Genomic DNA, 20,229 nt, shown 5'->3' on the forward strand with positions numbered 1-20,229 from the left:
TTATTTCTTTATAAAGTTAACAATAGTAGGTACTAGTTCAGTGTGAAGAGGCACATCAGGCTTTGTGTATAGTACTAAGTTCTCCTCCTCTTTTACAACTGTTTTTAGTACGTGATTCATTCCTTTTATTGTCACAAGAGTAGCAGTAGGTACAGCTTGTTTTAAGTTGTCTCCCTGATCTGTCTTGACTTGTAAGTCTTTATCTCCTTGTAAGATTAAAATCGGTTGTTTTACTTTTTTAATTTCTACAGTAGGATCATACTTCATCCACGAGATAAGGTAAGGCTGAACAGAAGTGCGATATAAGCTTTGTAGCATAGGAGGGATGCTATCTACTATTTCGCCTTTTCTAAGTTTAACGTGAATGTCTTCTATTGATTTTGCAAAGAAAGGCGCTTGCGCTGTTATCTGTTTATACAGTGTTTTATCTATTGTCTCTCCTGGCCCTTGTAGCGAGATAAGCTTTGATACAGCACTATTGTCTTGACTAGCCAATGTAGCTACCATGGCTCCTTCGCTATGTCCGATCAAGATAATACTAGGATATTCCTTTTTGAAGTAATCAATAACTATATTTAAGTCACTCACATTGTCTTCAAACTTAATATCTGCCTCATTCATTGTCTGGTTCTTCATCTGAGCAAACATCCTTTTGTTATACGTGAAGGTGTTGATACCATTCTCTTTTAGCCCTTGAGCAAGGTATTTATACGAGTTCGCATTTACCCCAGCAGGATTGTTTCCGTTCTTGTTAGTAGGACCAGAACCTGCTATTATAATGGCAAGCTGTTTACTGTCTTTATTCGCTAAATATAAGTCTCCATCAATTTCACTGTCTACCTGAACAGCTGTTTGTGCAAAGCTAAATGTAGTAGCAAAGCATAAGGTAAGTGTAGTTAATAGTTTTTTCATAGTGTTGTTGTGTTGGTTAATATAATGTAGTGATTAGTCTTGTCAGAGTATCTACAAGTAAGATGATTAGTACGAAGCCAATAATCATATATTTCTTTTTGAGGTGTGTAGCTAGTTTGAAACCTTGGTAGATATAGTATCCAAAACCAACTAGACAGAGAATACTAGCAAATGACGTAATGATAAAATAAACAAAACCTTGTGGATTACTTTTGAACAATATTTCAGGATTAGCAATATTGTCAATAAGTTGAAGAGAGAAATCACTTAGGTATCCATTGATATCAAATAGTACACTTATATCTAGACATATACGCGCAATCAACACGGTGTTGAGTATATCTATTAGTCGAGTCTTTTTGTTGATGATTTTTCCAAATACAAATAAAGCAAGTGTCATTACTATTGTTGTAATAGCAAAGTCACTCAAGGTTTGGACAAGTGTAGGTGCTGACTTGAGAGCTACTTGTTTTAGAATTGCTATACTACGCATATGGGTCAATAGTTGAAGACAACTAATAACTACTCCAGTTAGTACACCGATTACTAAGAGCGTTTTATCCTGTATGCTTTCAAACGGTTTAAGAATATAGTTTTTTGTCATAAGGTTGTTGGTTAGTAGTTGATTATTCTTTTTTCTGTAATTGTTGGATATGTTCTATCATATCATCTAGTTTGTTTCGAACAGTAGGGTAACTGATATTCATCTGTAAAGCCATTTGTTTTAGACTGCCACTGTTTAAAAAGAAAGCTAAGATAAACTCCTGTTCCTCTTTACTCAGCTGTAAGAGTAGGGGCAAAGAGAAGTTACCATTGACGATAGTCTGGCAGTGCTCACAAGAAAGCTGGGTGACCTTTAGTTCACTTTCACAACTAGGGCAATGTATAGGTAGTTTGGGCTTAATTGACATAATGCGGATAGTTTGTTTAATTTTATTGAAGTCTAATTTAATAAAATTAATATTAATATCAAAATAGTTAATTTAAATAAACTAATATGATACTTCTATAAAACAAAAAAATCCCAAGTATAACACTTGGGATTTAGAGATTTTTATCTAAGAATATTTTTATTCATAATATGCACTAGCAGTAGCTTCTACTGCCGCTGCGTCTGCTGCTACAGCAGTAGCTGCTGCATCTACAGCATAGTCATAAGGACTACTGTAGTATGACATTACATTATACTCATTGTTTGGGTATAAGTTTTCTAGTTTTATTTTTTTACTAGCCAATGGGTTTAAACTATGATCACCTTTCTTAACCTTCGCTTCCATTTTAAATACCTCTTTATTATCATCAGCATTTAAAATACTGATTGTATAAGTACCTTTTTTATTACTTAGTACTGTGTACTTAGATGTATCTTCAGAAGCTTCGTATGAAGAATAATAGTTGTATGGCTCATAATTAAAGTCTACTATACCTACAGAACCATCTACTAATGTTCCGTCCTTAAAAGTAGCTTGATACTTCACCTTACCATTTTCATAGTATTGGTATGCTCCATCTAGCTCACTATCTGTAAGATTATATTTATACACTATAGCTTCTGTCTCTGCATGATAGATAGTTCTCTCAAATGAAGTACTAGTTCTATAATGCTCTTCCATCAGTAAGTTTGTAGGAGAATAAGCATCATCTACATTGTATACTTTTACATAAGTTAATTCTCCATTCTCAAAACCTTTAGTAGTGAAGTTTATATATGACGCTTCAGTTAACACTCCTTCATAAGGAATTCCTTCATGATAAGTCAGCGTAGATAATACTTCTCCTTCACTATCGTAGTAAGTAGATACACCATGTATCACATTATCTTTATATTCACTAGATGTTTTTAGAGTACTGTTTTCATAAGACTCTATTTTAGTAAGTTCTCCTTTATCATCATAGTAGTTGATATTGATAATCTCATCTCCACTAGAATACTTAATAGTCTCTTTACCTACTTTATGTCCGTTTTTATAAACAGTTTCTGTTTTGTAATACGAGTCTATGATAGTCACTGTTCCTTCATAAGGCACACCATCTTTATAAGTAGCTGTAGAGATTATTTCTCCTTTTTCATTATAGAATTTACCTTGCTTATTATAGTCGATATCAGCCTGTAAGAAATATGAGTTACTAGCGTATGAGTTACTACCTGTTTTTAAGGCATACCCCTTTTTAGAAAGAAGGTTTCCATCTTGTAGTTTCTCGATAGAAGTTACTTGTTTATCATAAGATAGCTCTATACGAGTTCCTGTCTGAGCGATATAGTCATATGTACCTATTTCCTTCCCTGTTTTGTCGAAATGTGTTTCTTTTACAGGAGTATAAGAGTAGGAGTTAGGTGAGTAAGTAGATACCTTTGCCTTTTTACCATTGTCATGATATTCTACTTCTTTGATTAATGCATTGTTAGAATAGTATGACTCTGTTGACAATACTGCTTTATCAGCATTAGTATCATAATCAGCTTGATATACTAATAATTCTTTTTCATACTTAGCAACAGTAGAAATCAAATCATTAGATAATACATATCTAGTACCAGTGATATAAGACATAGATCCATAGATAGGGTCTAGTTTAAAGTCAATACGACCTATCTCTTTTCCTTTTTGGTCATAGTATACAGAAGTATTGTTTTTTGTAACCTCGAATACTTTACCATTTTCATACGTTTCTGTTCTTTCTACTAGTTTGCTATTCTTATAGATAGTGCTTACATTCTCTTCTATTATCGTCCCATCTTTAGGAGAATATCCATCTTCGTTATAAGTGATTTGTCCTTTAGAACTACCATCTTCATTGAAGTATTCTACTTTCTGGATATAACTCTCTTCATTGCTATATCTAATAGATTTTACAGCATTCTTTTTAGGGAATGTATAGTATTCTTTTACCAGTACAGGTACGTTTTGTTTATAAGTATAGATAGAGTAGATCTCATCAGGATGACTATCATACGTATTGAATATGTAGTTCGTTCCTTCCTGATAAGTAGAGTATCCGTCATCTTCTAGTTTACTCGTAAAGGTACCCATCTCTTTACCAGCTTGATCATAGTACACATCTGTTGTTACATTAGCTACAGTGGTAGATTTACTCTTCACTTTTCCTGTTGTATAGTAAGCCACAGTAGAGATCAACATTCCTTCTCTATATTCGCTGATAGACTGTACTGTGAAGTTGTCATAGTCTAATGTAGTCGCATACCCATCATAAGGTGACCCACCACTATAAGTAGCTTGTTGCTTCACCTCTCCGTTTACATCGAAGTATTTCTCTTCTGAGATATAGTTATTTTCATCGAAGAAGTAAGCGATGTAGTTCTTTTCATTCTTAGGATTGATGATCTCGTAGCGACTGTATATACCTCCTTCAGCTTCTACATAGATATATGTTCCTTGCCAGTTATAAATAGCCTGACCATCTTGGATCATATTATCGTTATAAGTACATAGATATTTATTGCCATTACGAGGATCTATAGTTTCTGCTTTAGCGATCATATTATCCTGATCATAGGTATAAGTAGCGTCTATTTTTCCTTCTTTATTATAGTAGTTTACAGCTCCTGTGTATAGAACTTGTCCTCCTTCTTGAAGAGTTCCTTTCCCTTTACTTTCTATCTTTTTAGAAGCTGCATTATATACCTCTATTGATTTTAGTGTAGGTTCGCCTTTGATATCTTTTGCAATTTTAAAAGATTCAGCATTTTTTCTAGCTGTTACATAGTCATAGCTATCTACCCAGATAGTATCTCGTGCAACCTGACTGAACATCGGTGTAGAGAATAAAATGGCTAATGAGAAAATCTTTTTAATCATAGGTTCTTTTTTAAATGGTTTTGTTTGTGTCTTATTGATGGTAAAAGTAAAGAAGTCTCCTTTATTTTTTTCTCATATTAGCAATATTTTATGGTCTGATTCACAAAATCACTATTTTCAGTGAGACGCTTAGTGCGTATCTGGACTAGTCCATATTATTAAATCTGTGTTATCTATTTGATCAAAAGGAGTATTACATTTGTAGTAACAGTAAAGGATAATAGTCTAAAGTGAAATCTAACTGTTGTTTAGTTCATGATATCCCTTAGTAACAATCTTTGGGATATCCTTTTTTTAAATCGAGAAGTATGAAAACTAGAATAAAGGATAATTTAGCAAGTATAGAAAAGCGTATTACAGCAGCATGCGCGCACAGTGGTCGTTCTAGAGATGAGGTACAACTATTGCTTGCTACTAAGACAGTAGATGCAGATAGAATAAAGATAGCGATAGAGGAGGGATACCCTCTGATAGGAGAGAATAAGGTACAAGAGCTAAGAGATAAGTATGAAGGCATAGGGACTGATAATTGTACTAGACACTTTATCGGACATCTACAGACCAACAAGATTAAAGATATCCTGAAGTATGGAGTGACTTGTATAGAGTCTATAGATCGCATCAGTGTAGTAGAAAAATTACAACAACTCTTAGAACGGGATAACAGAACGATAGATGTACTAATCCAAGTGAATACTTCTGATGAAGATAGTAAGTTCGGGGTAGCGCCAGAAGCAGCTATTGAGTTTATAAAAGAAGTCGCTACGTATGATCGATTACACATCAAGGGGCTAATGACAATTGGCTTATTCAGTGCAGAAGAGAAGCTGGTACGCCCTTGTTTTAAAATACTAAAGAAAGTACAACAAGAGGCTATTGCTCTCCAACTGCCTAATGTAGAAATGAAAGAACTCTCTATGGGGATGAGCCATGATCTAGAAATAGCGATAGAAGAGGGGGCTACCATCGTGAGAGTAGGTACTGCTATCTTCGGAGAGCGCATCTATCCTGATAGTTACTATTGGGATGAACAGAAGAGTATAAAATAACTCAATCCAATAAAAAAGCCTTCTTTTGATTAACAAGAGAAGGCTTTTAAAATTTATATATAAAAACTACAATGAGGAGGTTATTCCACTACCTCAATTTTTTTCTTTTTAAATAATAGGTTGCTATTCATCAGTACGATAGCGCCTAGTATCATTAATATTCCCATCCATTGAATGAAGATAACTTCTTCTTTTAGAACAAAGAAAGCTACTGTCACAGAAGCAGGTAGTTCTAATGAAGAAATAATACTTCCTAGACCAACTCCTGTCAATGGGAATCCCATATTCAAGAATATAGGAGGTAATACAGTACCAAATAACGCTAATACAAGTCCCCATCCGTAGAAGATACTCCAGTCAAAATCACGAATACCAGAAGTATTGTCAGAGAACATCGTATAGAAGTTCATCATCGCATCAGAGTTATTAGGACCTATCTGTGTAATGATCACAAAGATAGATACGATAGTCGCCGCACCACATAGCATAAACATACTGCGTTTAGGAGCTGCTAAATGATTAGCAATACGTCCTGAAGCAAATAATGTAGTAGCAAAAGAGCACGCTGCCATAAAACCAAATATCACTCCTCTAATATCTAACTTGATTTCACTAAACAATACATTAGTCGCTAATACTGTCCCTGATAAGATTAAGATAACAGAGATTATCTTTAATAGATTAGGAAAAGTCTTAGTCGCGATACTGTCTAATACGATACCGATCCATACAGACTGCATTAAGAGAACTACTGCGATAGAAGCATCGATATAACTCACAGCCATATAGTATAATACAGAAGTGAATCCCATCGAAGTACCAGCTAAGATTAATTGTCTAATATCTTTAGAAGTAGCCTTTTGCTCATCACTAGACTTCTTGCGTAACGTATTGATTAAGGTCACACAGATTAACCCAATAAGTACTTGAGACAATGTTACTTCTGCAGTCGTATATCCCTGTGCATAAGCCAGTTTTACGAACGAAGCTAACATACCGAAACTAGACGCTCCGATAGCAACTAAGAAAACACCTTTTGCTGTATTTTGTTCTTTCATTTTTATTACTTTTTGCGAGGCAAAGGTAGTCATATTTTTTTCAGCAGTCTAGGACAAATGTCTAGCGCTATACTTCAGTTAGGAATTAAAAATTATAAATAAGGAATGCTTGTTTTAAGGTTTCTCTAAGTTATCTATACTTAGGTTGGCTTGCACTTTCTAGGGGTTTGCTAGGAGTATCCTTGGGGTTTGCTTGCCTAGAAGGCTATTTTGTCGAAGGAATGTGCAAGAATACTCCTAGCAATGTGCTAGTATACTAAAATGAAATAGAAAGATTAGCTAGTAGAAAGTGTAATACAGGGATGGTGTAGAGATAAGAAAGGACTTTTAGATAAGTCACTAAAATCAAGTGAAAAACTAAGGAAGTATAGTTGAGACAATAGGATATTCGATAAAAGGAAAGGAATATTACAAAACGAGGGGATCTGTTTGTAAATAAGAAAAGCCCATAACATCGCTGTTATGGGCTTCTCTGGAAGTGCTATAATCTTATTTCAGATTGTTGAAATTTCTTTTTACGAAGGCAGTAAGTTCTTCACCTTTTAATAAACCTTGAGATAGTTTTGCAAGGTCCATTGCTTGTTTGATACTTTCTGTTCTAGTTGTTTCATCAGCGTTACCAATGATGTTAGATGCTAGAGGAGAGTTCGTATTCACCACTAGGTTATACATCTCAGGGAAGTTACCCATACCGAACATACCTCCACCACCTGACTGGCTCATCTCTTTCATACGACGCATAAACTCAGGCTGTGTAATGATGAATGGCTCTGCTGTGCTATCCATAGCTTCTAGCTTCACAGTATATTTATCCTTAGGTACGATATTCTCTACGATCTCTTGTAATGATTTTTGTTCATCTTCAGATAATCTAGAGATTTCAGAATCCTCTTTCTTAATCAAGTTATTGATATGGTCAGAGTCTACACGTACGAAAGTAGTTTTCTCATTATCGCTTTCTAACTTTTGGATCAAGTGAGATACGATAGGAGAGTCTAATAATAATACTTGGTATCCTTTCTCTTGTGCAGCTGCGATATAGCTGTGTTGAGCATCTTTATTAGAAGCATATAAGATTACTAAATTACCATCTTTGTCAGTTTGGTTATCTTTAGTAGCTTCTTTTAATTCTTCTAATGTATAGAATTTATTATCTACAGTAGGGTAAAGCATGAATGCTCCAGCTTTTTCGTAGAACTTCTCTTCAGATAACATACCGTATTCTAGTACGATTTTGATATCATTCCATTTGCTTTCGAAGTCTTCTCTGTTTTCGTTAAATAACGATTTTAACTTATCCGCTACTTTACGAGTGATATAGTTAGAGATTTTCTTCACATTACCATCTGCTTGAAGGTAAGAACGAGATACGTTCAAAGGGATGTCTGGAGAGTCAATAACCCCTTTTAACATTGTCAAAAAGTCAGGAACGATACCTTCTACATTATCTGTTACGAATACTTGGTTTTGGTATAATTGGATTTTGTCTTTTTGCATTTGAAGATCAGCACTTAACTTAGGGAAGTATAAGATACCTGTAAGGTTAAATGGATAATCTACATTTAAATGGATATTGAATAAAGGATCTTCGAATTGAGTAGGGTATAACTCTTTATAGAAGTTCTTATAATCTTCATCACTTAAGTCAGCAGGTTGTTTTGTCCATGCTGGGTTAGGGTTATTGATAATAGTATCTATTTCTACTTTATCATCTCCTTCACCTTCTTCATGCGTACCGAACTTAATAGGCACAGGCATGAATTTATTGTATTTTACTAATAACTCACGGATTTTATAGTCTTCTAAGAAGTCTAGTGAATCTTCCGCAATATGTAATACAATCTCAGTACCTCTAGTCGTTTTGTCGCATGCTTCTAAAGTATACTCTGGGCTACCATCACAAGTCCAATGTGCAGCAGGCTCATCTTTAAATGATTTAGTGAAGATTTCTACTTTATCCGCTACCATAAAAGCAGAGTAGAACCCTAGACCAAAGTGTCCGATGATACCTGTGTCTTTAGCCGAGTCTTTATATTTTTCTAAGAACTCTTCAGCTCCAGAGAAAGCAACTTGATTAATGTATTTTTCTACTTCTTCTTTAGTCATCCCTAGACCTTGGTCTATGATGTGAAGTTTTTTATTGTCTTTGTCTATTTTAACTTCAATGATAGGGTCTCCATATTCTACATTAGCCTCCCCTATACTCGTTAAATGTTTTAGTTTTAATGTAGCATCAGTAGCATTAGATACTAACTCTCTTAAAAAAATTTCGTGATCACTGTAAAGGAACTTTTTAATAAGTGGGAAGATGTTCTCCACTGTAACGTTAATTTTTCCAGATGTCATAGTTGTATGTTTAATGTTATTTGAATTTTTAATATTTTTACAGTGTTGTAAGGACAAAAAAGATACCAAAGCAAAAAGAGTGTCACTTTGTCAGAAAACTCAAGGTTATCTTATTTCTTCGTAACTTTGAGAAGAGTATCGCACAAAAGAAAACGTAACAATAATAAAAAATCTATGAAAAAATTAGTATTATTTGGTGCACTGGCTCTTGCAGTAGCATCGTGTAAGCCTACTATGGACACAAAGTCTCAGGTAGGGATAAAAGGGAATTGGACTTTAACGGATATCAAGCACATCGGTGGTGAGTTCGTAAAAGTGAGTTCATTTAATATTGCTGATTCACAATGTTTTATTGGAAGCCAATGGAAATTCGTTTCTAACAATAATACAGGGGTAGTAGAATTGACAAAAGGAGGAGACTGTCCTAGTTTTGCAAGTGATTTTAAATGGAGTGTCACTCCGAATGGTAACTTCGAATTTAAATTCGTCGATGAGGGGGTCAAAGCTAAAAATGTAACAACAGGGTATTCTCTACGTGTGAAGAATCAAACAGCTAATACATTTGAGTTAGTTGATAAATTCTATGCAGGTGGACAATCGTATGATGTGACATATCGCTTTACTAAGAATTAATATACCTTTTATAACAAAACAATAAAACAAGATGAAAAAAACAGCCACATTTATATTAGCAGGAACATTATTAATCTCTTCAGTATCTTTAACAGGATGTGAAGCTGCTAAAAACTCTAATAAGACACAACGCGGTGCTGCTATCGGTGCTGCAGGTGGAGCTATTATCGGAGGGATCTTAGGGAATAATATTGGTAAAGGAGGTAACGGTGCTCTAGGTGCTGTACTTGGAGGTGTAATCGGTGGTGCTGCTGGAGGAGTGATCGGAAACAAGATGGATAAGCAAGCACGTCAGATCGAAAACACGGTACCTGGTGCTCAAGTAGAACGTGTAGGAGAGGGAATCAAATTAGTATTAGGAGAGAATTCTGTAAACTTCGATTTAAACTCTTCAACATTGACACAAAGAGCGAAAGATAATTTAGACAAGTTAATTACAGTATTTAAAGATCCTGAGAATCAAGATACAGATATCGAGATATATGGATATACGGATAATACTGGTAGAGAAGAGTATAACTTAAGCTTATCTAAAAAACGTGCAGCATCTGTAAGACAGTATTTAGCGTCTAAAGGAGTAGCTGCTAATCGTATGAAGACAGATGGTTTCGGTGTAGCTGACCCTATAGCTTCTAACGATACAAAAGAAGGACAAGCTAAGAATAGACGTGTAGAGTTTGCGATTAAAGCAAATGATAAAATGATCAGAGATGCTTATAACGAATCTGGTTCTTACTAATCAGATGAATATGATACAAAAAAAGGTTCCTTAAAAGGAACCTTTTTTATTGGTAATAATTGAAACAAAATTAATATTACTAGCAGTCAGAGCATTTAAGGGTAGAGTCCTCTTGCATCTCATACCAATGCGCTCCAGCTGTAAGTGTCTCGTTTGATTTTATCAATGCTTTTACTGGTTCGCTGATGTATACTTTTTTTCCTTTTGGGATATAAATAGTGTATACTATTTTGGCATTTTTAGTATCTGCATTTGTTTTGTTTTCTGGAAATAGATTGTTAGAAATGATTAATTGATTTCCTTCTTGATTTAAGTTGGTTAAGTTCAAATCTATCTCTATGATCTTGTTTTTCTTTTTATTGATAGTAAAGTCTTTAACTTCTGAAGTACCGTATATCTCGTTTTGAAATGTAGGTAAGAACTCTATTTCGATAGGTAAAAGAGAGTTGATCTCTTTTACTTCAAACCCTTCCGTTTTTGACTTATCTGATTTAAAATAATCCTCTGTTACTAATGTGATTTTGATTTCATCAGTAGCCTCATCAAAGCTGAATTCTGAGGTAGCCTTAGCAGACTCTGTATATTCAGTTCTATAGATGTGTCGTGATTCATAGTTTTTAGCATTTAAGAATGGTATAGAGAATAAACCTAAAGAAATAAACCACAGTAGTAATAACCCAATTATGATAAGGGCTACATACTTAATGTTAGTATAGATCATGCGTAACCCTATAATTAACAATCCGATGAAAGGAAGGGTAACTAAAGAAGTTAGTAATAAGGTACTCACCCAAAATGGATAAACTCCTGCAGAAAGTAAAGGAAATTCAGAACCTATTTCTTCTAAGATAATTTCTTTATTAATCAAAGCTGCAGAGATACCAATTATGCTTGAAAATATTGACAATACACTTATGATGATAAAGAAGATACCGATGATATTTAGGATTATTTTACCACTGCGTTCACCAGCTCTTTTCGTTTGATTTTTGATATGCTCGTAGTCTACGTCATTGATTTTGCTCGTTACATAATTAACATTTTCCATTACCTTTTTCTCAATAGTAGAGATGTTTATAGGCTCTCTTTTCATTTCTAAGATCTGAGAAGTAGTCTTCGCTTCTGGTACGATAATCCATAAGATAAGGTATAATAAAACTCCTGTTCCGTAGAATAATACTAATATCATAAAGATAATTCTCATCCATACCGTGTCTATCTTAAAGTAGTGACCTAGACCAGCTAATACTCCACCTACCATAGCATTCTCACCATCTCGGTATAGTTTTTTGGTGCCTGTGTAGACATATTTAGTCTCTGTTTTTGCAGTTGGTTCTTCATCTATTATATAGTCTTCTGGACTTCCCATAATAGAGATTACTCTGTCTACGTCAGCTATTGTGATTACTTGATTAGAGTCTGTAATATTCTCAGAGAATAGTTCTGCTATTCTGATTTCAATATCATGAATGATTTCGTCCTGTTCTTCTTTAGGAAACGAACGTTTGATTGCCTTTAGATATTGATCTAGTTTTAGATAAGCATTTTCATCTATGTGAAAAACTGATCCTGCTATATTGATTGTAAGTGTTTTATTCATCGTTCATTTTTTTAGTAGTTATTTCTTTTACTGCGTTAGCTAACTCATACCATGTTTTAGCTAATTCATCTAAAAATAATTCTCCTTTTTCGGTTAGCTTGTAGTATTTGCGTGGAGGTCCAGAACTGGACTCTTCCCATCTATAAGCTAGGTAATCATCATTTTTTAATCTAGTTAGTAAAGGATATACTGTACCTTCTACCACTACCAACTTGACGCTTTTTAATTCGTCTAGTATTTCTGAGGTATAACAATCTCTCTCTTTAAGAATAGAAAGAATGCAAAACTCTAAAATACCTTTTCGCATTTGAGCTTTTGTGTTTTCTATATTCATGGTAATAGTGTTTCTTATTTTCTATAGCAAAGATATATCTAAAGGAAGGTACTTTGTATTGCATAGTACTGTTTTTTAACACAGAATTAACTTTTGTTAAATTTATGTTAGGGATAAACATTTTTTGTATATTTAGTAAAAATCTAAGTTTTATGAAGTTTAACGTATCGAATATTAATAAGTTTTTGTTTTTTAAATTGCCATCTGCTTATTGGACAGGTGTGCGTATGAAAGAAATATCTGATGTAAGGGCAGTTACAACTGTTAAGCATGGTTGGAAAAATCAGAATCCATTTAATTCCATGTACTTTGCTGTACAGGCTATGGCAGCAGAATTATCTACAGGAGCACTAGTTATGCGTAAGATTGCAGAGAGTGGAGAGAAAATATCTATGCTAGTAGCCAATAATAATAGTAGTTTTACCAAGAAGGCAACGGGGCGCATCTTTTTTGAATGTGTAGATGGAGCCTTATTAGATGAAGCAATAAAGAAAACAATAGATACTGGTGAGGGAGTGACTGTATGGATGAAGAGCATTGGAAGAAATGCGGATGGTGATCAGGTGTCTGTTATGAACTTTGAATGGACATTAAAAATAAGAAGTAAAAAATAATGAAGGTACTGATAACAGGTGCTACTGGTTTTATCGGGAGTAGAGTAACTCAATCTCTAATCAATCAAGGTCATGAAGTACATTACCTTACGCGTTCTTTAGGAAAGAATGAAGTAAAGGGTGCAAAAGGATTTGTATGGGATCCTTATAAGGGAGAAATCGATATTTCTTGTTTAGAAGGAGTAGACGCTATTATTCATCTTGCGGGGTCCAGTATAGCCGATTCTTGGTCTAAGGCTGGTAAGAAGTTAATATTGGATAGCCGTATTATACCAACTGCTTTTCTGTATCAAGTACTGAAAGAAAATACGCACCAGATAAAACATATTATTGGGGCATCTGCTATCGGTATTTACAGTAATATAGCTGAGGTACAAGATGAAGAACATTATCAAAAAGCTACTAACTTCTTAGGAAATGTAGTAGAACAATGGGAAAGAGGTAATTTAGCTTTTAGAGAATTGGGAATTAAGGTGAGTCTTGTGCGTATAGGTTTAGTATTAGATTTGCATGAGTGCGCATTAGCTACGATGATAAAACCTGTTAGATTATGGTTAGGAGCACCTATTGGTACAGGGAAGCAGTATTATTCTTGGATTCATATTGATGATTTAGTAAACTTGTTTGTCTATGTCTTAGAGCGTGGGCTAGAGGGAATTTATAATGGCGTAGCTCCAGAGCCTTTGACGAATAGAGCGTTTACAAATAGTTTAGGGGAAGCAATGGGGAAGCCTATTTGGCTACCTGCTATACCAGAAAGCGTTATTCGAGTAGCTCTAGGAGAAAAAGCAATCTTAGTAACGGAAGGACAAAAAGTAAGTAGTGAAAAGATTATCAGTTCAGGATTTGATTTTAAATTTAAGACGTTAAAAGCGGCTTTAAAGGACTTTTTTAAAGGATAAAGAAGAAGTACAATAGATAATGATAGAAGGAAACTTTAGGATGCTAGAGTTTCCTTTTTTTATGGAGTGTGATATAAATCGCTATTTTGAGTGAATAAGTGAGGTAATTAGCACGAATATAGCTTAATAATGAAAATGTCATAATGACAGATTGACTAAGTTGGCAAAGGATTTGCTATGAAGTTAGCAGTTAATAAGAATAATAAATACACAATCATGAGTACTGAAAATAAAGATATAAATAAAGAACAAGAAGAAATTCAACAAGAAGTAGTACAAGATACTGCTGAAGCACAAGAGAACGTAGAGCAAGAAGTGAAGAGTGCCGAAGAATTACTTGCTGAACAATTAGCAAGTGAAAAAGATAAAAACTTACGTTTGTTTGCTGAATTTGAGAACTTTAGAAAGCGTACTGCTAAAGAGCGTTTAGAGCTTTTAAGTACTGCTAGTGAAGGTGTGATGTTATCTTTATTGCCTGTGTTAGATGATTTTAACCGTGCTATTATAGAATTAGAGAAACATGGAGATAGTGATCATCTTACAGGGATTAAGTTAATCGCTACTAAGTTTACAGATACATTATCTAGCAAAGGGTTAGTAGAGGTAGAGATAAAGGCAGGAGATGACTTTAATGCCGATTTGTCAGAAGCTGTGACACAAATTCCTGCAGGAGATGAGATGAAAGGTAAAGTGGTAGACGTTATAGAAAGAGGATATAAACTAGGAGAGAAGGTTATTCGTTTCCCTAAAGTAGTTATAGGACAGTAATCTTTCTAAAATAGGAAGTAAAAGACAGTAAAGATGAAAAAAGATTATTACGAAATATTAGGTATTGATAAAGGTGCAGATGCTGCAGCTATAAAGAAAGCATACCGTAAGAAAGCAATTGAGTTTCACCCTGATAAGAATCCTGGAGATAAAGAAGCAGAAGAGAAGTTCAAAGAAGCAGCTGAGGCTTATGAAGTATTAAGTGATGCGGATAAGAAAGCGAGATATGACCAATATGGACATGCAGCATTCGAAGGCGGAGGTGGCTTCGGCGGTGGAGGTCATATGAATATGGATGATATCTTCAGTCAGTTCGGAGACATCTTTGGTAGTGCATTCGGAGGCGGAGGCTTTGGTGGCTTTGGCGGAGGTGGCGGAGGTCAACGCAGAGTGAAAGGAACTAGCTTACGTATAAAAGTGAAGTTGACTTTAGAAGATATCGCTAATGGAGTAGAGAAAAAAATAAAAGTAAAACGCAAAGTTCAAGCAGATGGGGTTACTTATAAAACGTGTCCTACCTGTAATGGTACAGGGCAAGTAATGCGAGTAGCTAATACTGTGTTTGGACGTATGCAAACAGCTTCTCCTTGTAATAGTTGTCAAGGAAGTGGTCAAGTAATGGATCACAAACCTGCTGGAGCGGATAATGATGGTATGATTGTAAGCGATGAGACTGTATCAATCAAAATACCTGCAGGTGTAGCAGATGGTATGCAACTGAAGGTATCTGGAAAAGGAAATGAAGCACCAGGTAAGAATAGTATACCAGGAGACTTATTAGTAGTAATAGAAGAATTAGAACACGATACATTACAACGTGAAGGAGATAATCTTCATTATGATTTATACATAAGTTTTGCAGAAGCAGCTCTTGGAGGAAGTAAAGAAATTGATTCGGTAACAGGACGTGTACGTATCAAATTAGAAGAAGGAATTCAGTCTGGTAAGATTTTACGCCTAAAAGGTAAGGGGTTACCAAGCTTAAATAGTTACGGAAATGGTGATTTGTTAGTACATATTAATGTATGGACACCTAAAAAGTTGAACAAAGAGCAAAAAGAATTCTTTGAACAAATGCTTGAGGATCAAAACTTTAAACCAAGTCCGACTAAAAATGACAAATCTTTTTTTGAAAAAGTGAAAGAAATGTTTTCTTGATTGAAAATAAGTTATACATTTGTAGGACACTTATTAAACAGTGGATTTTCTTTTTCATAGCAATTTTTCCCAACCTTATTTATCCAAATAAGGTTGGGTTTTTTTATGCCATATCGAAAATAACTGTCCCCATTCTCCCGTTTTCAAATATTTACTTATTTTTACAGAAATTAATTGAATTCACCGATGCAATCTATATTAGAAGTAAAGGATGTGGTAAAGACATATTCTGATAAAACAGCATTAAATAAAGTATCTCTCACTGTACCTAAGGGTACAATCTATGGTCTTTTAGGACCTAATGGTGCAGGTAAAACTTCTTTAATCCGTATAATAAATCAAATCACTTATCCAGACTCAGGGCAAATCTTACTAGATGGAGAACCTCTAAGTCCAAGACATATTCAAGATATAGGCTATATGCCTGAAGAAAGAGGTCTGTATAAAACTATGAAAGTAGGAGAGCAGGCTATGTACTTGGCTCAATTAAAAGGATTGTCTAAAGCTGAAGCTAAACGTCAATTAGATTATTGGTTTGATAAACTAGATATCAAGGGATGGTGGAATAAAAAGATTCAAGAGCTGTCAAAAGGAATGGCTCAGAAGATACAATTTGTGGTAACGGTGTTACACGAGCCTAAACTGCTTATCTTAGATGAGCCATTCTCAGGATTTGACCCAGTTAATGCAAATATCATAAAAGATGAAATCCTAGAGTTAAAAGAAAAAGGTACTACTATCATATTCTCTACTCACCGTATGGAAAGTGTGGAAGAGATGTGTGACTATATTGCATTGATTAATAAATCCAACAAACTAATAGAAGGTAAGTTAGTAGATGTGAAAAGAGAACATAGAACGAACTTATATCAAGTAGGCGTATTAAGTGATAATGTCGAGCGTTTGTTTTTAGAATTGAGTGATAAGTTTAAGTTTGAGAGTACTCGTTTTAAATCACTGAATAACGAAGTACAGTTAGAAGTGGACTTAGGTACAAAAATGCCTAATGAGTTATTAAATATCTTGTCAGTGAATGGACAGGTAACTCACTTCGTAGAAAAATTACCAACTGTAAACGATATTTTTATTCAATCTGTAAGTAAGTAATATGAATATACTACCATTAATAATAAAAAGAGAGTTCATTGCTAAAGTGCGCAATAAGTCGTTTATCGTAATGACTTTCGTTAGTCCTATATTTTTTGTTTTGCTAACTGTATTTATTGCTTATCTAAGCAGTATGAAAGGGGAGGTAAAGAAAATAGCTATTCACGATGAGAGTGGATTATTTGTAACTCAGTTTGAAAGTAATGAAGCTTTTGAATATCAAGATTTATCCGCAGTAGATCTAGATATTCTTAAAGAGGGAGTGAAAGAGGAAAAGTACGAAGGGATAGTCTATGTTCCGAAGTCTGATAATATAGGAGATTATCAAGAAAGTGTAACTTATATTTCTAATGAAAGTCCTAGTCTAAGTTTTGTTAGCAAAGTAGAGTTATTGTTAGGAGATAAGATAACACATATCAATTTAGAACAAAGTGGAATCGATATCTCTGTGATAGATAAAGCTAAAGCAGATGTAAACTTAAAACTAGTGAAAGCAGATGGAGAAGCTACTGTAAAAGGGCTTAATGAAATTAAGATTATTATCGGTGGGTTATTTGGATACTTTATCATGATGTTTATTATTATCTATGGAAATATGGTGATGCGTTCTGTGATAGAAGAAAAGACAAACCGTATTATAGAAATTATTATTTCATCTGTAAAGCCTTTTCAGTTGATGATGGGGAAAATAGTGGGAACATCTATGGCAGGGTTGCTACAATTCCTTATCTGGGGAGTAGTAGGAGCCATTCTATTAGGTGTAGCAAGTAGTGTATTAGGTATCAATGCTATGCCAGGAGCAGGAAGTGCTGAAGCTATGCAAGCTGCTAATGGGATGATTTCGAATGAAATAATGTTCGATGTACAGAACTATGTGAGTGAGATATTAAGTTTGCCTTTGATTTCTCTGTTTATCTATTTCATCATTTTCTTTATTGGAGGTTATTTCTTATATAGTTCATTATATGCAGCTATTGGAGCTGCTGTAGATAATGAAACAGATACTCAACAGTTCTTATTACCTATTTTATTGCCTTTAATGTTAGGTGTGTATATTGGTTTCTTTACTGTAATGAAGGATCCTCATGGGACAGTAGCTACTGTGTTTTCTATGATTCCATTTACATCTCCGATTGTTATGTTGATGAGAATACCTTTCGGTGTACCTTTGTGGGAAGTTATAGTGTCAATTATTATTCTATTTCTTACCTTTATACTAGTAGTATGGATAGCGGCTAAGATATATCGTATTGGAGTGTTAATGTACGGAAAGAGACCTTCATGGAAAGAGCTTTATAAGTGGCTTAAATACTAGTGTTATAAATTGCTTTGAATTATAATATATGGGGAAAACATCTAAAATATTAATAGTAGAAGATGAAGCTGCTATTCGTAGAGTGTTAGTAAAGATTCTAGAAGAAGAGTCTTCTGAGTATGTAGTAGACGCTGCTGAGAATGGAGAAGAGGCATTACAAAAGATAACAGGTGAAGATTATGATTTAGTAATCTCGGATATCAAGATGCCTAAGATGGATGGTGAGGAACTGTTAGTGGCAGCTAAAAAGATAAAGCCAGATACAGTATTCGTAATGATATCTGGACATGGAGATTTAGAGACTGCTGTAAATACAATGCGTCTAGGTGCTTTTGACTATATTTCAAAACCACCTGATTTAAATAGGTTATTAACTACAGTAAGAAATGCTTTAGATACTAGTAAGCTAGTAGTAGAGAATACAATCTTAAAGAAAAAAGTAGGGAAGAAATATGAGATGATAGGAAATAGTGAACCTATCAGTCAGATAAAAGATATTATCGAAAAAGTAGCTCCTACAGAAGCAAGAGTATTGATAACGGGACCTAATGGTACAGGAAAAGAATTAGTGGCTCATCAGATACATTTGCAAAGTAATCGCGCTCAAAATATGTTAGTAGAAGTGAATTGCGCTGCTATTCCTTCAGAGTTAATAGAGAGCGAATTATTCGGGCATGTAAAAGGAGCTTTTACTTCTGCTGTAAAAGATAGACCAGGTAAATTTGAGCAAGCTAATCATGGAACTATATTTCTAGATGAAATAGGGGATATGAGCCTGTCTGCTCAAGCAAAAGTGCTTCGAGCATTACAAGAGAATGTGATTACACGTGTGGGAGCAGAAAAAGATTTGAAAGTAGATGTGCGTGTTATTGCGGCTACGAATAAAGATCTTAGGAAAGAAATAGAGGAAGGACGCTTCAGAGAGGATTTATATCATCGCTTAGCTGTTATTTTAATCAAAGTACCTGCATTAAACGACCGTAGAGATGATATTCCTTTATTAACGGATCATTTTGTCAGTCAAATAGCCAAAGAGCAAGGAACAGCTCCAAAAGTGTTTAGTAGTGAAGCTATCGAATTGTTACAACAGTATGACTGGACTGGTAATATCCGTGAGTTGAGAAACATAATAGAAAGATTAATAATATTAGGAGGCAAGGAAGTTTCGAAACAAGATGTCGAGATGTTTGCAAATAAATAGAATATGAAATTAAAAAAGATAAATAGTACTTTACAAGAGAACTTAAGTAAGAACGGTCTTTTAGAACCAACTACTCTTCAAAAGAAAACTTTTGGAACAATTAAAAGTGGGAGAGATGTAGTGATTTTTGGACCTAAAGAGCAGGGGAAAACAACGGCTATGATAATCGCAGCTCTACAGCGTACTGAAAGACCTGTAGAAGGAGAGATCGCTACAAGAGTATTGATTGTTGTTAAAGATAAGTTTGAGGTAGAGAGATTAATGGAAGTCTTCGAAGAGTATAGTAGATATACGGACCTTAGAATCTATGGAGTACATGATTATACAGATTTAGATGAAGATAAGAATCTACTTTCATTAGGAAATGATATCTTGATAGGTACTGCTAATCGATTGAATGAGATGTTTGCAAGCGCAGGGTTTGACGTAAATCAGTTGAGGATGTATATTATAGATGATATAGATATTCAGCTTAGAAATCGCTTAGAACCGCGTTTACACAGATTGTCAGAAAGTATCGGGAAAACACAACGTCTTTATTTAGCTACCGAGTTTGTTGAACAATTAGATATGTTTGCTGATAAGTCTCTTAGTGAAGATGCGGAGTGGTTTGACTTCTACGATGATGACGAAGAAGAAGAGGATAATGAATAAAAGAAAAGGCTGTCTAGAAGG

Annotated in this window: 19 protein-coding genes; 11 read left to right on the forward strand and 8 right to left on the reverse strand. The window is 34.5% G+C overall.

Features of this window, described 5'->3' with window-relative positions; genetic code table 11:
- The 4 genes from MPR_RS04090 to MPR_RS04105 all read right to left on the reverse strand — a co-directional run bounded on the left by MPR_RS04090 (window position 1) and on the right by MPR_RS04105 (window position 4,730).
- The gene (locus MPR_RS04090; RefSeq protein ID WP_041889434.1) at window positions 1-912 is read right to left on the reverse strand and encodes an alpha/beta hydrolase; all 912 of its coding nucleotides are present in this window, start codon (window positions 910-912) and stop codon (window positions 1-3) included.
- Between the two features lie 16 nt (window positions 913-928).
- The gene (locus MPR_RS04095) at window positions 929-1,516 is read right to left on the reverse strand and encodes a hypothetical protein (protein WP_041889436.1); all 588 of its coding nucleotides are present in this window, start codon (window positions 1,514-1,516) and stop codon (window positions 929-931) included.
- 22 nt (window positions 1,517-1,538) lie between these two features.
- Window positions 1,539-1,823, reverse strand: a complete 285-nt coding sequence (locus MPR_RS04100) for a DUF2089 family protein (protein ID WP_041889439.1) — start codon at window positions 1,821-1,823, stop codon at window positions 1,539-1,541.
- Window positions 1,824-1,982: 159 nt separating this feature from the next.
- Complete coding sequence (locus tag MPR_RS04105) at window positions 1,983-4,730, reverse strand: toxin-antitoxin system YwqK family antitoxin (RefSeq protein ID WP_041889442.1); 2,748 nt, start codon at window positions 4,728-4,730, stop codon at window positions 1,983-1,985.
- Window positions 4,731-5,038: 308 nt separating this feature from the next.
- Between MPR_RS04105 and MPR_RS04110 the strand changes: the two genes are divergently transcribed.
- Window positions 5,039-5,779, forward strand: a complete 741-nt coding sequence (locus MPR_RS04110) for a YggS family pyridoxal phosphate-dependent enzyme (protein ID WP_041889445.1) — start codon at window positions 5,039-5,041, stop codon at window positions 5,777-5,779.
- A gap of 80 nt (window positions 5,780-5,859) precedes the next feature.
- Here the strand turns inward: MPR_RS04110 and MPR_RS04115 are convergent, their stop codons facing one another.
- A complete protein-coding gene (locus MPR_RS04115) occupies window positions 5,860-6,837 on the reverse strand; it encodes an EamA family transporter (protein WP_041889448.1) in 978 nt (325 codons plus the stop codon).
- 489 nt (window positions 6,838-7,326) lie between these two features.
- A complete protein-coding gene (gene htpG, locus MPR_RS04120) occupies window positions 7,327-9,183 on the reverse strand; it encodes a molecular chaperone HtpG (RefSeq protein ID WP_041889451.1) in 1,857 nt (618 codons plus the stop codon).
- Between the two features lie 87 nt (window positions 9,184-9,270).
- Here htpG and MPR_RS04125 point away from each other — a divergent pair, with 87 nt between their 5' ends.
- Both MPR_RS04125 and MPR_RS04130 read left to right on the forward strand, forming a co-directional pair.
- Window positions 9,271-9,816 (forward strand): lipocalin family protein, encoded by a 546-nt coding sequence (locus MPR_RS04125; RefSeq protein WP_041889454.1) that lies wholly within the window; start codon window positions 9,271-9,273, stop codon window positions 9,814-9,816.
- A 31-nt stretch (window positions 9,817-9,847) separates the two neighbouring features.
- On the forward strand, window positions 9,848-10,555 hold the full coding sequence (locus MPR_RS04130) for a YiaD family glycine zipper/OmpA-like lipoprotein (RefSeq protein ID WP_041889457.1): 708 nt from the start codon (window positions 9,848-9,850) through the stop codon (window positions 10,553-10,555).
- Window positions 10,556-10,634: 79 nt separating this feature from the next.
- Here MPR_RS04130 and MPR_RS04135 read toward each other — a convergent pair whose 3' ends face one another.
- Complete coding sequence (locus tag MPR_RS04135; protein WP_041889460.1) at window positions 10,635-12,155, reverse strand: PspC domain-containing protein; 1,521 nt, start codon at window positions 12,153-12,155, stop codon at window positions 10,635-10,637.
- On the reverse strand, window positions 12,148-12,489 hold the full coding sequence (locus tag MPR_RS04140) for a PadR family transcriptional regulator (protein WP_006257061.1): 342 nt from the start codon (window positions 12,487-12,489) through the stop codon (window positions 12,148-12,150). The genes MPR_RS04135 and MPR_RS04140 overlap by 8 nt, the downstream gene beginning before the upstream one ends.
- A 152-nt stretch (window positions 12,490-12,641) precedes the next feature.
- Here MPR_RS04140 and MPR_RS04145 point away from each other — a divergent pair, with 152 nt between their 5' ends.
- From MPR_RS04145 to MPR_RS04180, 8 genes are all read left to right on the forward strand, one after another.
- Complete coding sequence (locus MPR_RS04145; protein ID WP_006257060.1) at window positions 12,642-13,103, forward strand: DUF4442 domain-containing protein; 462 nt, start codon at window positions 12,642-12,644, stop codon at window positions 13,101-13,103.
- Window positions 13,103-14,005, forward strand: coding sequence for a TIGR01777 family oxidoreductase (locus tag MPR_RS04150; RefSeq protein ID WP_041889463.1), 903 nt, complete (start codon window positions 13,103-13,105; stop codon window positions 14,003-14,005). Before MPR_RS04145 ends, MPR_RS04150 begins: the two co-directional genes overlap by 1 nt.
- A gap of 177 nt (window positions 14,006-14,182) precedes the next feature.
- On the forward strand, window positions 14,183-14,773 hold the full coding sequence (locus MPR_RS04155) for a nucleotide exchange factor GrpE (protein WP_041889465.1): 591 nt from the start codon (window positions 14,183-14,185) through the stop codon (window positions 14,771-14,773).
- A 33-nt stretch (window positions 14,774-14,806) separates the two neighbouring features.
- A complete protein-coding gene (dnaJ, locus tag MPR_RS04160) occupies window positions 14,807-15,931 on the forward strand; it encodes a molecular chaperone DnaJ (RefSeq protein WP_006257057.1) in 1,125 nt (374 codons plus the stop codon).
- A gap of 186 nt (window positions 15,932-16,117) precedes the next feature.
- A complete protein-coding gene (locus MPR_RS04165) occupies window positions 16,118-17,038 on the forward strand; it encodes an ABC transporter ATP-binding protein (protein WP_041889468.1) in 921 nt (306 codons plus the stop codon).
- Between the two features lies 1 nt (window position 17,039).
- Window positions 17,040-18,353, forward strand: a complete 1,314-nt coding sequence (locus MPR_RS04170; RefSeq protein ID WP_041889473.1) for an ABC transporter permease — start codon at window positions 17,040-17,042, stop codon at window positions 18,351-18,353.
- 28 nt (window positions 18,354-18,381) lie between these two features.
- Window positions 18,382-19,554, forward strand: a complete 1,173-nt coding sequence (locus tag MPR_RS04175; protein ID WP_041889476.1) for a sigma-54-dependent transcriptional regulator — start codon at window positions 18,382-18,384, stop codon at window positions 19,552-19,554.
- A gap of 3 nt (window positions 19,555-19,557) precedes the next feature.
- Window positions 19,558-20,208 (forward strand): DEAD/DEAH box helicase, encoded by a 651-nt coding sequence (locus MPR_RS04180; RefSeq protein WP_025124418.1) that lies wholly within the window; start codon window positions 19,558-19,560, stop codon window positions 20,206-20,208.
- Window positions 20,209-20,229: the final 21 nt, after the last annotated feature.

It is taken from the genome of Myroides profundi (genome assembly GCF_000833025.1).
Lineage (GTDB): Bacteria > Bacteroidota > Bacteroidia > Flavobacteriales > Flavobacteriaceae > Flavobacterium > Flavobacterium profundi_A.

Bases quoted from the DNA above. Each gene is read 5' to 3' on its own strand.
- MPR_RS04100 (WP_041889439.1), bottom strand. From the start codon at position 1,823: ATGTCAATTAAGCCCAAACTACCTATACATTGCCCTAGTTGTGAAAGT.
- dnaJ (WP_006257057.1), top strand. From the start codon at position 14,807: ATGAAAAAAGATTATTACGAAATATTAGGTATTGATAAAGGTGCAGAT.
- MPR_RS04140 (WP_006257061.1), bottom strand. From the start codon at position 12,489: ATGAATATAGAAAACACAAAAGCTCAAATGCGAAAAGGTATTTTAGAG.
- MPR_RS04105 (WP_041889442.1), bottom strand. From the start codon at position 4,730: ATGATTAAAAAGATTTTCTCATTAGCCATTTTATTCTCTACACCGATG.
- MPR_RS04135 (WP_041889460.1), bottom strand. From the start codon at position 12,155: ATGAATAAAACACTTACAATCAATATAGCAGGATCAGTTTTTCACATA.
- MPR_RS04165 (WP_041889468.1), top strand. From the start codon at position 16,118: ATGCAATCTATATTAGAAGTAAAGGATGTGGTAAAGACATATTCTGAT.
- MPR_RS04150 (WP_041889463.1), top strand. From the start codon at position 13,103: ATGAAGGTACTGATAACAGGTGCTACTGGTTTTATCGGGAGTAGAGTA.
- MPR_RS04145 (WP_006257060.1), top strand. From the start codon at position 12,642: ATGAAGTTTAACGTATCGAATATTAATAAGTTTTTGTTTTTTAAATTG.
- MPR_RS04180 (WP_025124418.1), top strand. From the start codon at position 19,558: ATGAAATTAAAAAAGATAAATAGTACTTTACAAGAGAACTTAAGTAAG.
- MPR_RS04175 (WP_041889476.1), top strand. From the start codon at position 18,382: ATGGGGAAAACATCTAAAATATTAATAGTAGAAGATGAAGCTGCTATT.
- MPR_RS04155 (WP_041889465.1), top strand. From the start codon at position 14,183: ATGAAGTTAGCAGTTAATAAGAATAATAAATACACAATCATGAGTACT.
- MPR_RS04115 (WP_041889448.1), bottom strand. From the start codon at position 6,837: ATGAAAGAACAAAATACAGCAAAAGGTGTTTTCTTAGTTGCTATCGGA.
- MPR_RS04090 (WP_041889434.1), bottom strand. From the start codon at position 912: ATGAAAAAACTATTAACTACACTTACCTTATGCTTTGCTACTACATTT.
- MPR_RS04110 (WP_041889445.1), top strand. From the start codon at position 5,039: ATGAAAACTAGAATAAAGGATAATTTAGCAAGTATAGAAAAGCGTATT.
- MPR_RS04095 (WP_041889436.1), bottom strand. From the start codon at position 1,516: ATGACAAAAAACTATATTCTTAAACCGTTTGAAAGCATACAGGATAAA.
- htpG (WP_041889451.1), bottom strand. From the start codon at position 9,183: ATGACATCTGGAAAAATTAACGTTACAGTGGAGAACATCTTCCCACTT.
- MPR_RS04170 (WP_041889473.1), top strand. From the start codon at position 17,040: ATGAATATACTACCATTAATAATAAAAAGAGAGTTCATTGCTAAAGTG.
- MPR_RS04130 (WP_041889457.1), top strand. From the start codon at position 9,848: ATGAAAAAAACAGCCACATTTATATTAGCAGGAACATTATTAATCTCT.